The organism is Aurantiacibacter atlanticus (genome assembly GCF_001077815.2).
GTDB classification, from domain to species: Bacteria; Pseudomonadota; Alphaproteobacteria; order Sphingomonadales; family Sphingomonadaceae; genus Alteraurantiacibacter; species Alteraurantiacibacter atlanticus.
In genome coordinates, this window is record NZ_CP011310.1 from 2,708,853 (window position 1) to 2,723,172 (window position 14,320).

Below are 14,320 nucleotides of genomic sequence, written 5' to 3' on the forward strand. Positions count from 1 at the left end.
GGATGATCGGGTTCATTGATCTAGCGCAAATTACGCAGATAATTTTATGACATGGGCATCAGGTCCGCTCGTGAAAGTTCTCCAGCCCATCGGCATCCAGTATCAGCACCTCGTGCCGGGCCGGACATGTCAGAAGCTTTTCATTTCTGAGGCGTGTCATACAGCGGCTGACAGTCTCGATCGTCAGCCCGAGATGATCACCAATTTCAGCGCGTGACATCGGCAGATGAACACGGGATGGGTTATCCTTATCACGGCCTCCCGTCTCGGCCATCGATACCAGAAAGGCCGCTACGCGCTCACAAGCTGACATTCGGGCAAGCATTGCAGCATGCATTTGCAGCGAAGCTATCTGCAAGGTCGCGGCGTTCAGGAAATCATCGCCCCAGATCGCATTGTCGCGATGCATGGCCGGAAAAGCAGATGCCGGGACAGGGATGACCAGAGACTTTTCCAGCGCGGTTATTCTCAACGGCTCGGTTTCTTTTGTCTGGCCAAATATCAACGAACCAGCATAGGAAAATGCAGTAATGTGTTCCAGACCGTTGGGTAATGTCCGCCAGAGTTTGACGGAGCCTGACATTACGAAGCACGCGCCGTTCAATTCCATACTATCACCAGCAGCCATATCGACCGGCTGGCCAAATATTCTCAATCGGCCCTTAGTCTCATCCGAAAGCTTCACCGCATTCGGCGCGCCGCAGGGCATTTGGGGCAAACTGATCGTAACCATTCGCCAGTTTCTTGCCCATCTGGCAGCGCTTTGCCTTGATGAAGATCAAATCCGGCGCTTTGCCGCAATCTGGAGAGCTTATCCTGCCCTGTTGATCAGCGCTTTAATGTCTGGGACAATGATGGTCCGGCTGGTCGGCATCTGAATAATCCCGTCCTTTTTGAACCGCGTGAACTGGCGGCTGACGGTTTCGATGGTAAGGCCCAGAATGTCTGCAATCTGCTGGCGCGATAATGGCAGACTGAATTCCGATCGCCCAGACAGATTTGCTGGCTGATCCACGTCAACTTCCAACCGCCGGCCAACTTCGATCAGGAAACTGGCAACCCGTTCCTCTGCATTCAATTTGCCCAACAGCAGGATCCATCTTCTAGATCGATCAAGCTCGGTCAGTGTCCGTTCGAGCAGCTTATTTGCCAACCGTGGATGGTCCAGCGCGAAACGATCAAAATCCTTCCGCCGGAACACACACACCGTGGCGTCCGTCAAAGCTTCAACTCCGTAAGGCGTGGTCTCCGAAAAAGGTCGACCGACAAAATCTGATGAGTAAACAAGCCCGACAATCTGCTCACGCCCATCAGCGGTAGCTGTGGATAGTTTCAGCACGCCTTCCACAACATTTGCGACAAGGACTGCTTCATCACCTTCCCAAAGCAATTGCTCGCCCACCTGCAATTGCCTTCGTCGACCGATCTTGTTGAGAAGATCAATTTCCTGATTGTCCAGATCGGCGCAGATGGCGCGATTGCGGATTGCGCATGCCTCGCAAAAGTTAGGCCGCTCAATGATGTCTGTGCCATCCATGCATGACACTTACGGACATCGCCCGGCAAAGCCAACCATTCCCTATTCCAGGCGCAGCGCTTCCCTGAATGAAAGCGTCGCCAGGATCAGATAGAGGGCCAGCCGCAACAGGTCAGCTATTATCCAATACAGGTGCAGAAATGATGGCGGTGGGGCATTTCCCGCCATTGTTGCAAGGGTCCGCGCATCAAGCAGCGGCATGAGGGCAAGCCATTGCAATGCCAGGATCGTCGCTACAACACACAACGCATACCGCATCCTTCTCCGCGCCAGAATCAACAGGACCGCCAGCAAGATCAACTCCACCAGCAAAGAAGCGCGAAATGTCACCCGGCCAACCGCGAGGAGTTCTGCCGTCGGTACGTTGGCAGCAAGAAACTTCACCGGTGTAGCGATGAAGGACAAAGCGAACAGGATGCCTGCTGCCATGCTCGCCAAAGCTCCGAACCATATTGATCTGGTTTGCGCCACTCTTATGCCATTATGGCCTGCCGTCGATACGCGGGGCACAAAGTTTGGGACCGTAACCGATACAAAACAGACCGAATGCTCCGATCCAGCCAGTTCCTGCAACGGCTAACATAAACTGAGGGTCTCCAATTGAAAAACCGGCCAGCACCCGTGCGACCGCCGCAATCGTGATAAGAATATAGCTGGCTACAGTTAGCCCATCTGCACGAAGTTCTCGCCCGGTATGGCCTAAGGTTGCGCGGGACATCACTGCCAATATCATCGTCGCCATCGCGCCCGCGCCCAACGCATGCAGCGCTGCAACTTGCGGGACGCCGCCCAATACGCTCCATCCCAATAAGAATACCCCCAGCGACAGCCAGAAATACCCGAGATGGAGGATGGCAACCAGCGGATCGCGCGCCGCGCGCCACCCCTGCCAACCCATCAATCGGATTGCATGGCCCAGACCGGCGCCCATTAGCAGCCATCCTGCGGCACCCGATTCAGCTGCAATCAGATACGCCAACAAGGCGACCCCCGTAAGGGCGAGCAAAATCAGGTCGTAGCGCCCCGTTTGCGCCGACAGTTTTCCCTTCAAGCCATGTTTCGCAAGCCAATTATGCGTAAAGCTTGGAATAATTCTGCCACCGATCAATCCGATCATCATGATGATCACCGCATACCCGCCACGCCAACCCAGATCAGTCACGCCGATCAACCCTGCCTGCGCGACGCCGTCAATCGCAGCAAAAAAGCCAAATAACGCTATGCCAGCTGCCACAGGAATATTCCGATTCCGGCTTTGCGCAATCTCCCGTCCCAAGATGGCGGCCAGCGCAAGATAAAAGGCCCCATCAACAAAAGGTCCGACATTCGCGGCCCAAGAACCGACAAATGGAAGGATACGCGCAGCGGCCCAGAATGCAGCCAGCATGGCGAGAGGCGTACCGGCAATTGGCAGGCGCCCAGTCCAATTGGGCACGGCTGTCAGCGCAAAGCCTGCCATCGCGGCTCCCGCAAAACCGAACACCATCTCATGCCGATGCCAGGCAATAGGATTGGCCAGCAGATCAGGTGATACATAGCGGAACAGAAATCCCAGCCAGACGAGCAGGACGATAACCGCCCAACTCGCCGCTCCAAGGAAGAAGGGGCGGAATCCGCCCCGCAGCATCACAGGCGATTGCCGGATCCGATCCTGACGCAGGGCCAACCGATCGCTATTCGTAACCATTGCGGCTTCCTGTTTCACATCGCACGCAGCGATAGATACGTCCGACTGGGAGACCGCGCCTTGATCAAGATCAAGAATTGCGCATTGGCGACCACCCTTTAGGTCTGTACAGCCATTCTCGCCTGACCTGAGCACTGAAGATGACTGCGGAAAAAGCTGATTTCAACGAATAGCTTAAGCATGAGGCGGTGGTGTAAGTCTGCGAGCAGCTCACTATGTTGACGGTGGATGATATTGCTATGGTCTCGCCGGCGCAGGCAGGATAATTTCAGATTGACCCCAGGCACATCGCCCTTGCGGCGAAATGCTACCCTCATGTCAACTCATCCTCTCTAACGACCCAATCTTTCAGATCAGGATCCGCGGCCATCAGTCCAAGACCATGAGCGATGGAGGTCAGCTCATTCCCTTGCGCAATCCGGCTTTCTCCAAAGCGCCGCTCGAAAAGCTTGCGCACTGCCGGGATCAGCGACGATCCACCGGTCAGGAACACGTGGTCGATCATGTCAGGAGTAAGGCTGGCCTTGGTCAGCGCAGCGTCGAGCGTCTTGGCAATCCGCTCTAGGTCCGACTCGATCCAGCGTTCGAAATCATCACGCTGGACTTCAGACTCAATGGAGATGCCTGGTCCGTAAAAAGCAAACTGGGCGTGTGTTTCGCTGGAAAGGGCGCGCTTTACCTGCCCAATTGCCTCATATAACGCATGGCCCAGCTCGCCTTCGATTACCGCAATCATGCGCTGGATTGCAGCGGGCTGAGTGGCATTCCGCTGCAATCGCGCCAATTCACTAAGGGTTCGTCGATTGCGCATCAGGGCCAGACGCGACCAATCGCCGAAGTCGGCAAAAAACCCGCCCGGAATATCAAGCAGCTTGTCGAAAGAGCGGTAAGTGCTGCCCTTGCCCAGCAAAGGAAGCACCAGATGATCCATGATCCGGAAGTCAAACATGTCACCCGCAATACCAATGCCCGCTGAACCAAGCGGGACACAACGCTTCGCCACGCCGGGAACCTCAACGCGCACGACCGAAAAATCGCTAGTTCCGCCTCCGAAATCGGCCACCAGCAATGTCGCGGGATCGCTCAGACGAGAGGCAAAGCCATAGGCTGCGCCCATTGGCTCGTAGACGTAATTGATTTCGCGGCCCAGCGCGGCGAACATCGCGTCATATCGAGCGCGCGCCAGCACTGGATCGGGACGAACGCCGACAAAGCGCACCGGACGGCCGACTACGATCTTCTCAGGTAAATCAGCTAGAACCGCGCCTCCATGTGACAATAGATGAGCCAGAAAGATTTGCCCCAGCTCTTCAAAGCGCAACCGCTTGCCGAAGAGGCTGGCGCTTTCGAACAAGGGATTGCCGGCAATCGACTTGAACGATTGCAGGAAGCGACTGCCCTGCGGAAAATCGAGAAATTCGGTAATAGCCCAAGGGCCAGCCTCATGCCCCAAACCGCCACGGATGGCGTGGTCCTCCCAAAAACAGAGCGCAGAACGAAATACATCTGCGTGACCTCCAGGCGCCGCGAAGTCGACCAAGGTCGGCATTCCATCATCGTGAGTGGTCGCGACCACTGAGTTAGTCGTTCCGAAATCAATCCCGACTGCACGGGTGGCGGGTGTGCAGTCAGTCATCGTAACAGGTCCTATCTCTCTCGCACACGGCTGGCGGCAGTGGCAGCATCGCTGGACATGCGCAACTTCTCGGCAAGTGAAATCAAGACAACCTAACGAGCGACCTTGACTGTTGTGCGATATTCTTCAGGCATGAAAGTCATCCAAACCTCGATTGATGAGCTGGTCAGCGTCGCACGCATCGACGACGGCTGGCCTGCGCCGGAACACGTTCAAACGGAACAGGCATTAATTCGCAAAGATACACCGCCAACATGCGCGGGAAGTCTTTCTTGTCGTTGATCTGCGGATAGCCCAGCGAGGTGACAATGTTGCCATACGCCGGGGAATCGAAACCCATCGCTCGACGGAATCCCTCATTCTTGGCATCTCAGTTGCGGCAAGGGATCGCTTTGTCATTGTCCCCTCAAAACGCTCAGCAACCCAAGAATGCAGATTCAATGCAGTAGCTATCCGCTCATGCAGGTGCACGAGAACATTGGTACATTCAAGCCAAGCATATAGAAGGACGTCGGGAAGCGACCGACGCACCCTCAGTTCGAAGCAGCTGTGATCCGCTGCTTCGAATGGCGGTGGATGACGCTCTCACCATCGCTAATAGAAAAACTAAGCCTTGCAAAGGTTCGCCGCCATCAAGGACACTCACATGCACATAATAGCGCGGGGTAGACCTGCTCAATAATTGACTGCAATTGACAACGCAAAAAGCCCCACTGGTGACAGTGAGGCAGCTTTACAGCGGATCTTCGAAAAATGTTGGTTGCGGGGGTTGGATTTGAACCAACGACCTTCAGGTTATGAGCCTGACGAGCTACCGGACTGCTCCACCCCGCGACAACAATTTTGGGTCTCAGGCGGTGGGCCCTAGAGACGCCAAAAGGGCCTCCCCGGATGGGTTGGCCCTCTGACTTGTGAATGGGCTTTTACCTTGCGCTGCCCGCCGGCTACAATGCCTGGCGACGACCTACTCTTCCAGTGCTTAGGCACTAGTACCATCGGCGCTACCTGGTTTCACGGCCGAGTTCGAGATGGGATCGGGTGGGTCACAGGCGCTATGGCCACCAAGCAATGAAGCCGGCGGACGAGCAAGGTTTTTAAATCGATGCACCAATCAGGGTGTGTTCGTTGTAGGCGACTATCCGGCTTGGACAAATCCTCCACATCGACAAGCTTTCAAGCCTGACGTTGATGGTGGGATCCAACAAGCGCGAACAGAACTATTAGGACTGGTTAGCTCCATGCATTACTGCACTTCCACACCCAGCCTATCAACGTGATGGTCTATCACGGTTCGATGATTGCTTATCTTGAGGGAGGCTTCCCGCTTAGATGCTTTCAGCGGTTATCCCTTCCATACATAGCTACCCAGCTGCACCGTTGGCACGATGACTGGTACACCAGAGGTATGTTCACCCCGGTCCTCTCGTACTAGGGGCAACTCCTCTCAACAATCGACGCCCACGGCAGATAGGGACCAAACTGTCTCGCGACGTTCTGAACCCAGCTCACGTACCACTTTAATTGGCGAACAGCCAAACCCTTGGGACCTGCTCCAGCCCCAGGATGTGATGAGCCGACATCGAGGTGCCAAACACTGCCGTCGATATGAGCTCTTGGGCAGTATCAGCCTGTTATCCCCGGCGTACCTTTTATCCGTTGAGCGATGGCCCTTCCACGAGGGACCACCGGATCACTATGACCGACTTTCGTCTCTGCTCGACTCGTCAGTCTCGCAGTCAGGCAGGCTTATGCCATTGCACTCTAACAGCCGGTTTCCAACCGGCCTGAGCCTACCATCGCGCGCCTCCGTTACTCTTTAGGAGGCGACCGCCCCAGTCAAACTACCCGTCACAGAGGGTCCCTGTACCGGATAACGGTACGAGGTTAGACATCAGAAAACAGCAGGGTGGTATTTCACCTATGGCTCCCCTTGGACTGGCGCCCAAGATTCAAAGCCTCCCACCTATGCTACACAGCTCTTTCCTAATGCCACTCTGAAACTGCAGTAAAGGTGCACGGGGTCTTTCCGTCTAACCGCGGGTATCCCGCATCTTCACGGGAACTTCAATTTCGCTGAGCATATCCTGGAGACAGTGGGGAAGTCGTTACGCCATTCGTGCAGGTCGGAACTTACCCGACAAGGAATTTCGCTACCTTAGGACCGTTATAGTTACGGCCGCCGTTTACTGGGGCTTCAATTCGGAGCTTGCACTCCTCCTCTTAACCTTCCAGCACCGGGCAGGCGTCAGACCCTATACGTCGTCTTGAAGCCGACTTAGCAGAGTCCTGTGTTTTTGATAAACAGTCGCTACCCCCTGGCCTGTGCCCCCTCCTATTGCTTGCGCAAAAAGAGGGCCTCCTTCTTCCGAAGGTACGGAGGCAATTTGCCGAGTTCCTTCAGGATACTTCACTCAAGCGCCTTGGTATACTCTACCTGACCACCTGTGTCGGTTTCGGGTACGGTCTATATGGAGAGGCTATTTCCCGGGACTACTTGGCCGCCCATTCAATCCGATAAGAATGAACAACTTCCGCAATCCGTCACACATCTCCAGGCCCACGAATATTAACGTGGTTCCCATCGACTACCCCCTTCGGGCTCGTCTTAGGGGCCGGCTTACCCTGCGCCGATTAGCGTTGCGCAGGAACCCTTGGTCTTTCGGCGAGAGGGCATCTCACCCTCTTTATCGCTACTCATGTCAGCATTCGCACTTCCGATATCTCCACCGTCGGTTACCCTTCGGCTTCATCAACTTACGGAACGCTCCGCTACCGCTGCAGTAAACTGCAACCCTAAGCTTCGGTGCATTACTTTAGCCCCGTTACATCTTCGCCGCAGGAACCCTTATTTAGACCAGTGAGCTGTTACGCTTTCTTTAAAGGATGGCTGCTTCTAAGCCAACCTCCTGGTTGTTTTGGGATTCCCACATGCTTTCCCACTTAGTAATGACTTGGGGACCTTAGCTGTAGGTTAGGGCTGTTTCCCTTTTGACGACGGACCTTAGCACCCGCCGTCTGTCTGCCAGACAAGACTCGATGGTATTCGGAGTTTGGTTAGGTTTGGTACCGCTCGCGCGGCCCTAGCCCATCCAGTGCTCTACCCCCATCGGCATACATCTGACGCTCTACCTCAATAGATTTCGCGGAGAACCAGCTATTTCCCGGCTTGATTGGCCTTTCACCCCTAAACACAACTCATCCGATAATTTTTCAACATTAAACGGTTCGGCCCTCCAGTGCGTGTTACCGCACCTTCAGCCTGGTCATGCCTAGATCGCCGGGGTTCGGGTCTAATCCATCATACTCAGTCGCCCTATTCAGACTCGCTTTCGCTGCGCCTACACCTAACGGCTTAAGCTTGCATGGTAGATTAAGTCACTGACCCATTATGCAAGAGGTACGCTGTCACCCCCCAAAGGGGCTCCAACTGATTGTAAGCATTCGGTTTCAGGTACTATTTCACTCCCCTAATCGGGGTGCTTTTCACCTTTCCCTCACGGTACTTGTTCGCTATCGGTCATGTACGAGTATTTAGGCTTGGAGGGTGGTCCCCCCATGTTCAGACAGGATTTCACGTGTCCCGCCCTACTCGAGTCCTTCAACATCACTTTCGCATACGGGGCTGTCACCCACTATGGCCACACTTTCCAGAGTGTTTTGCTAGTTGAATTGAAGGCACTGGCCTGGTCCGCGTTCGCTCGCCACTACTAACGGAATCTCGGTTGATGTCTTTTCCTCCAGGTACTGAGATGTTTCAGTTCCCCGGGTTCGCTTCACCAAGCCTATTTTATTCAGCTCGGTGATACCTTATCCACCTCTCCACCAATCCCCGAAGGGACAAGAGAAGAAATGGTGAAGGTGGGTTTCCCCATTCGGAAATCGCCGGATCAAAGTTTGCTCACAACTCCCCGACGCTTATCGCAGCGTGCCACGTCCTTCATCGCCTGTACATGCCAAGGCATCCACCAAATGCTCTTACCTCACGCTTGAGAATCCACACCATCAACGACAAGCTTGCATAACGCTTGACCGTCTTGAGATAGCGCGGAGGAATTATCTCAGCCAGATAATCAATTTTGATTGATTTGTGATGATATCGCAGAACAGTTCTGTGGCCCGAAGGCCGCAAACCTGCACGACGATACCGCCACGGCATCGATTTAAAAACCCATTCACAATGTCAAAGACAGCGGTCGAAACCGCCTACCGGCACGATGCCGGATCCGTTTTCTTTTCATCCTGGAGAATTGCCTGGTACCGACCGGCGCTGAAGCGCACGAATCAAATGGCTGGTGGAGCCTATCGGGATCGAACCGATGACCCCCTGCTTGCAAAGCAGGTGCTCTCCCAGCTGAGCTAAGGCCCCGCACCATGTGTGTACCAAAGATAGTGGTGGGCCTGAGAGGATTTGAACCTCTGACCTCACCCTTATCAGGGGTGCGCTCTAACCAACTGAGCTACAGGCCCACACTTACCGTCGCTGGCACAACATTCCATTAAGGAAGGCGGCCGCGAGGGGCGTGAGCCAGCTCAGGCGTAAACACGCAAGCTCTCGCTTGAGTGTTTCTCCAGTGATGAAAGGACATGAGGACGACGGCAATGTTCTTTGGAGATAGAGGAAGCACTTCCGAGAGCAAGTCCCGGCGCTTTCCGCCAAAATCCTTAGAAAGGAGGTGATCCAGCCGCAGGTTCCCCTACGGCTACCTTGTTACGACTTCACCCCAGTCGCTGATCCCACCGTGGTTGGCTGCCTCCGGTAAACCGGTTAGCGCACCACCTTCGGGTGAAACCAACTCCCATGGCGTGACGGGCGGTGTGTACAAGGCCTGGGAACGTATTCACCGCGGCATGCTGATCCGCGATTACTAGCGATTCCGCCTTCATGCTCTCGAGTTGCAGAGAACAATCCGAACTGAGACATCTTTTGGAGATTAGCTAACCCTCGCGGGATCGCTGCTCACTGTAGATGCCATTGTAGCACGTGTGTAGCCCAGCCTGTAAGGGCCATGAGGACTTGACGTCATCCCCACCTTCCTCCGGCTTATCACCGGCAGTTTCCTTAAAGTGCCCAACTAAATGATGGCAACTAAGGATGAGGGTTGCGCTCGTTGCGGGACTTAACCCAACATCTCACGACACGAGCTGACGACAGCCATGCAGCACCTGTCACTTCGTCCCGAAGGAAGGAAACGATCTCTCGTAACCGTCGAAGGATGTCAAAGGCTGGTAAGGTTCTGCGCGTTGCTTCGAATTAAACCACATGCTCCACCGCTTGTGCAGGCCCCCGTCAATTCCTTTGAGTTTTAATCTTGCGACCGTACTCCCCAGGCGGATAACTTAATGCGTTAGCTGCGCCACCCAAGCTCTATGAGCCCGGACAGCTAGTTATCATCGTTTACGGCGTGGACTACCAGGGTATCTAATCCTGTTTGCTCCCCACGCTTTCGAACCTCAGCGTCAATACCTGTCCAGTCAGTCGCCTTCGCCACTGGTGTTCTTCCGAATATCTACGAATTTCACCTCTACACTCGGAATTCCACTGACCTCTCCAGGATTCTAGTTTAGTAGTTTCAAGGGCAGTTCCGGAGTTGAGCTCCGGGATTTCACCCCTGACTTACTAGACCGCCTACGTTCGCTTTACGCCCAGTATTTCCGAACAACGCTAGCTCCCTCCGTATTACCGCGGCTGCTGGCACGGAGTTAGCCGGAGCTTATTCTCCAGGTACTGTCATTATCATCCCTGGTAAAAGAGCTTTACAACCCTAAGGCCTTCATCACTCACGCGGCATTGCTGGATCAGGCTTTCGCCCATTGTCCAATATTCCCCACTGCTGCCTCCCGTAGGAGTCTGGGCCGTGTCTCAGTCCCAGTGTGGCTGATCATCCTCTAAGACCAGCTATGGATCGTCGCCTTGGTGAGCCTTTACCTCACCAACTAGCTAATCCAACGCGGGCCCATCCAAAGGCGATAAATCTTTGGTCCGAAGACATTATCCGGTATTAGCAGCAATTTCTCGCTGTTATTCCGAACCTAAGGGCAGGTTCCCACGCGTTACGCACCCGTGCGCCACTCACCCCGAAGGGTTCGTTCGACTTGCATGTGTTAGGCATGCCGCCAGCGTTCGTTCTGAGCCAGGATCAAACTCTCAAGTTTGTGTCACTCACTTCACCAGCACGGACCGAAGTCCGCTAACCGGCAAGGCAAGAGCTTCAAGGAGCCGATACCTGCACTGTCAAACGTAATGGATACGAATGAACATGCATCATCACAGACCGAACGTGGAGTTCGATCAGGATGTGGCGTCGGCTTAAATTAACCAGTTACCGGAGCCTTGAGGTCCCCGGACTGGGCGCCGTCGCCCACATGTCCCTTCATCAAAAATCAACAATGTCAAAGAGCCACTCAACATTAAAAGCGGACAGCGAAGGCATCCCCGATTTACACCGGGGGACCGGCTATCCGTTTAATGTTGGCGACCGATGGTTGCGTTGGCGGTTGAAGCCGTCTGCGCCCCGTCGGTGAGAGGGCATATATGGGGGGCTTTGAGTCGGGTCAACGCCTTTTTGCAATTTTATTTCAAATTGAGGAAAAAACCTCTGATCCCCCCGTATTTACGGGCTGAGGGGACCGCAATTGGCCCCTTCCCGCAGGCTTTGTGCGGGCTGAGTACTGCCTTTCGAATGATTCCTGCCAGCGGAAGTCCGGTGGATCAGCCCTTTTTGACAGATTGACCGCCAGAATCGGCCGGCACTTTCGCCACGATCATGGAAGATCGCGCACTCGCATGTGCCGAATCGCGACAGCGCTCATGCCATTGAAGCATTCTTTACGCGCGCGGGGGTAGAGAAGGCGCTGTGTGAATAACCATGGTCCAGATCAAGATATGAATCGCCCGCTGCCCATCCTGAAACCCGCGAGCCCTGCGGCCTCGCAGCTTGCTGTGCGGGATATCACGGTTCCACGCGTTGCAGTGATTGTGCCGGCCTATGGCGTGGCACACCTTCTTCCTGAAGCGCTCTCCTCCGTGCAGGCACAGACACTTTGCAATTGGGAATGCGTCGTGGTTGATGATGGCGCGCCCGATGATGTGGCGGGCGCTGTCGGCCCTTTCCTCGATGATCCGCGCATGACTTTTCTGCAGACAGGTAATGGCGGCGTATCGTTTGCCCGCAACCGCGCCATCGCAGAAACCCGCGCACCCTATATAGCGTTGCTTGATGGAGATGATCTGCTGCGCCCCACCTATCTTGAGCAGATGGTGAATGCGCTGGAAGCCGATCCCCAGGCCAGGCTGGCCACCTGCAACGCCCGCATCTTTGGCGCCGTTCCGCGTGATCGCACGTGCTTCACACGCAAACAAGGCAGGGGCGATGGCACGCGAGGCTCCCTGCCCGAGGTGCTGGACCAGAGTTTCAAGATCTATATCGGTTCTACCTTCCGACGTGATGATTACGAATCAGTCGGCGGCTTTGATACGACCATGACCCATGCCGAGGATTTCGATTTCTGGGTGCGGCTTGTCTTGCTGGGTGGTCACGCCCTCTATCTGGACGACATCCTTGGCGATTACCGGGTGCGCGGAAATTCCGCATCGGCATCTTCGGCCAAAATGCTCAAGGGCAATATCCGCGTATTCGAAAAGGCGCTTGATCTGATCGACGCGAATACCGAACCCGCCGAAATAGCGTGGGCGATGATAGAAGAGAATGAGCGCCAGCTGCGCTTTGAACAGGCGATTGGTCGCGTGATTGACGGCGACCGCGCTGCAATCGCGGAGATGCAGGCCGCACGTGGCCACGAATTGGGTCGTGCCTGGAATGTCGCCTTTGCTGTATGGAAATTCCTCCCGGCTCTTGCCGCGCCAGTTTTGCGCTATCGGCGCCAGAAACATGCCCGCGGTGCGATATCGGCTGCTGGCATGCGCGCCATCTCTCAGGCGATCGGGTAAGCCATGGCAATGTCGCCCACTACAAAGATGAGCGTGCGCGGAGCAGCGCTGTTGGCGATGGCAAGCCAGGTCAGCGCGTTCATCATACAGTTTGCTGCCAGTGTGATCCTGGCACGTTATTTCATTGATCCTGAAGACCTTGGCCTATTCACCATCGCCTTCTCATTCATTTCGCTGCTCGCTGTATTGCAGGAATTCGGCATCACCCGCTTCGTGACCGGCGAAAGGGAGTTGGATGATGAAAGGATACGAACCGCCTTTACTGTGTCGCTTGCTATAAGCTGGTCGGTTGCAATCGGCTGCGTGGCTCTCGCTTGGCCGGTGTCCGCATTTTACGAAATGCCCGAATTGAGGCCGCTCATGCTGGTTATCGCGGCGAGCTATTTCTTTGTGCCACTGGCTATCGTCCCGATGGCGCTGGCTCATCGCAAAATGGATTTCGTATCCAATTCCATGACCGAAAACGGAGTCGTGCTGGCCAACGCGACGATTGCCATCTGGCTTGCATGGCGTGGCCATGGCGCGATGGCATTGGCTTGGGGTGCATTTGCCCAGCAGATCGCGCGTATGGTTATATCGCAATGGCGGGTCGGTTTCATTCTCCCCTTCCCTCCGCGCTTGGAGGGCGCGCTGCCAATCCTGCGCTTTGGCGGTTTCGCAACTTTGCTTTCGGCTTTCTATCAGGCGAGCGCGCGCTTGCCCGAACTGCTGATCGGACGATTGCTCGATACCGCAGCACTCGGCCTGTTCACCCGCGCCTTTGGACTTGCCGCGCAATTACGTTTGCTCGTCTCGGGTGCGCTTGGAACGGTCTTCTTCCCCGCGTTTCGCCAGTTGCGTGATGAAGGAGAGGCGCTTGGCCCGCATTACGAGCGCGTCACCGCCAATTATTGCGCGATTACCTGGCCTGCGATGGCGGGCCTGGCCGCCCTCGCCACACCGATCATATCCATGCTGTATGGAGAGCGGTGGTTGGGCGCTGCGGTTCCGCTGGAATGGATCGCCATCTCGCAAATCCTCTTCATCGCCCTGCCCTTGCATGCCGATCTGCCGATCCTCCTGCATGAAAAGCGTGCGCTTTTGTGGCGTAGTGGCTGGGACATGGTAGCATCGGTCGGCTTGCTGGTGCTTGGCGCATGGTTCTCGCTCGAAGCGGCAGCGGCAAGCCGCGTCGCCCATTCGTTTGTCTGGTTCGTGATCTTCGCGCCATTTCTTGCCCGAACGATTGGTTTTCACTGGCGTGTCATGACACGCATCTGGCTACAATCGGCATTGGCGACAGGTCTGGCAATTCTTCCCGTCTGGCTTTCCTATGTCTGGTGGGCACCGGCGACGCAGGCCAGCTTCGGTCAACTGACGATTGCCGTTTTATCGGGTGCGGCATTATGGCTCATCTGTCTCCGCCAGACACGTCACTGCGCCTATACAGAGATCCACAGCTATGCCTGTTCCGCACTGGCCTATTTCGGTTGGCGCCAGCTTATGCCTGCACCCCGCTGAACCTGCCAATTT

At 55.3% G+C, this 14,320-nt stretch carries 8 protein-coding genes, 3 tRNA genes and 3 rRNA genes; 2 read left to right on the forward strand and 12 right to left on the reverse strand.

Features of this window, described 5'->3' with window-relative positions; translation table 11 throughout:
* Positions 1-58: 58 nt before the first annotated feature.
* The 12 genes from CP97_RS13230 to CP97_RS13280 all read right to left on the reverse strand — a co-directional run bounded on the left by CP97_RS13230 (position 59) and on the right by CP97_RS13280 (position 11,013).
* A complete protein-coding gene (locus tag CP97_RS13230) occupies positions 59-685 on the reverse strand; it encodes a Crp/Fnr family transcriptional regulator (RefSeq protein ID WP_161485467.1) in 627 nt (208 codons plus the stop codon).
* 126 nt (positions 686-811) lie between these two features.
* Positions 812-1,537, reverse strand: a complete 726-nt coding sequence (locus CP97_RS13235) for a Crp/Fnr family transcriptional regulator (protein WP_048886340.1) — start codon at positions 1,535-1,537, stop codon at positions 812-814.
* Positions 1,538-1,579: 42 nt separating this feature from the next.
* The gene (locus tag CP97_RS13240; protein WP_048886341.1) at positions 1,580-1,966 is read right to left on the reverse strand and encodes a hypothetical protein; all 387 of its coding nucleotides are present in this window, start codon (positions 1,964-1,966) and stop codon (positions 1,580-1,582) included.
* Positions 1,967-2,018: 52 nt separating this feature from the next.
* A complete protein-coding gene (locus CP97_RS13245) occupies positions 2,019-3,224 on the reverse strand; it encodes an NnrS family protein (RefSeq protein ID WP_082863830.1) in 1,206 nt (401 codons plus the stop codon).
* A gap of 313 nt (positions 3,225-3,537) precedes the next feature.
* Positions 3,538-4,860, reverse strand: coding sequence for an Hsp70 family protein (locus CP97_RS13250; protein ID WP_048886343.1), 1,323 nt, complete (start codon positions 4,858-4,860; stop codon positions 3,538-3,540).
* Positions 4,861-5,026: 166 nt separating this feature from the next.
* A complete protein-coding gene (locus CP97_RS16320; RefSeq protein ID WP_161485468.1) occupies positions 5,027-5,200 on the reverse strand; it encodes a hypothetical protein in 174 nt (57 codons plus the stop codon).
* A gap of 417 nt (positions 5,201-5,617) precedes the next feature.
* A tRNA-Met gene (locus CP97_RS13255) sits at positions 5,618-5,694 on the reverse strand.
* 117 nt (positions 5,695-5,811) lie between these two features.
* Positions 5,812-5,926: ribosomal RNA gene (gene rrf / locus CP97_RS13260) — 5S ribosomal RNA — on the reverse strand.
* 134 nt (positions 5,927-6,060) lie between these two features.
* Positions 6,061-8,849: ribosomal RNA gene (locus CP97_RS13265) — 23S ribosomal RNA — on the reverse strand.
* Between the two features lie 301 nt (positions 8,850-9,150).
* A tRNA-Ala gene (locus CP97_RS13270) sits at positions 9,151-9,226 on the reverse strand.
* 24 nt (positions 9,227-9,250) lie between these two features.
* Positions 9,251-9,327 (reverse strand) — tRNA-Ile (locus tag CP97_RS13275).
* A 199-nt stretch (positions 9,328-9,526) separates the two neighbouring features.
* Positions 9,527-11,013: ribosomal RNA gene (locus CP97_RS13280) — 16S ribosomal RNA — on the reverse strand.
* Together the 16S, 23S and 5S rRNA genes with 3 tRNA genes alongside form the textbook arrangement of a ribosomal RNA operon.
* A gap of 730 nt (positions 11,014-11,743) precedes the next feature.
* Here CP97_RS13280 and CP97_RS13290 point away from each other — a divergent pair.
* Positions 11,744-12,808: a glycosyltransferase family 2 protein gene (locus tag CP97_RS13290; RefSeq protein WP_063612446.1), complete on the forward strand. Its 1,065-nt coding sequence runs from the start codon at positions 11,744-11,746 to the stop codon at positions 12,806-12,808.
* 9 nt (positions 12,809-12,817) lie between these two features.
* A complete protein-coding gene (locus CP97_RS13295; RefSeq protein WP_161485469.1) occupies positions 12,818-14,308 on the forward strand; it encodes an oligosaccharide flippase family protein in 1,491 nt (496 codons plus the stop codon).
* The last annotated feature ends 12 nt before the right edge of the window (positions 14,309-14,320 follow it).

What these genes read in the sequence shown, in the direction of transcription:
- CP97_RS13235 (WP_048886340.1), bottom strand. Translation starts at nt 1,537, where the DNA reads ATGGATGGCACAGACATCATTGAGCGGCCTAACTTTTGCGAGGCATGC.
- CP97_RS13240 (WP_048886341.1), bottom strand. Translation starts at nt 1,966, where the DNA reads ATGGCAGCAGGCATCCTGTTCGCTTTGTCCTTCATCGCTACACCGGTG.
- CP97_RS13245 (WP_082863830.1), bottom strand. Translation starts at nt 3,224, where the DNA reads ATGGTTACGAATAGCGATCGGTTGGCCCTGCGTCAGGATCGGATCCGG.
- CP97_RS13250 (WP_048886343.1), bottom strand. Translation starts at nt 4,860, where the DNA reads ATGACTGACTGCACACCCGCCACCCGTGCAGTCGGGATTGATTTCGGA.
- CP97_RS16320 (WP_161485468.1), bottom strand. Translation starts at nt 5,200, where the DNA reads ATGGGTTTCGATTCCCCGGCGTATGGCAACATTGTCACCTCGCTGGGC.
- CP97_RS13290 (WP_063612446.1), top strand. Translation starts at nt 11,744, where the DNA reads ATGAATCGCCCGCTGCCCATCCTGAAACCCGCGAGCCCTGCGGCCTCG.
- CP97_RS13295 (WP_161485469.1), top strand. Translation starts at nt 12,818, where the DNA reads ATGTCGCCCACTACAAAGATGAGCGTGCGCGGAGCAGCGCTGTTGGCG.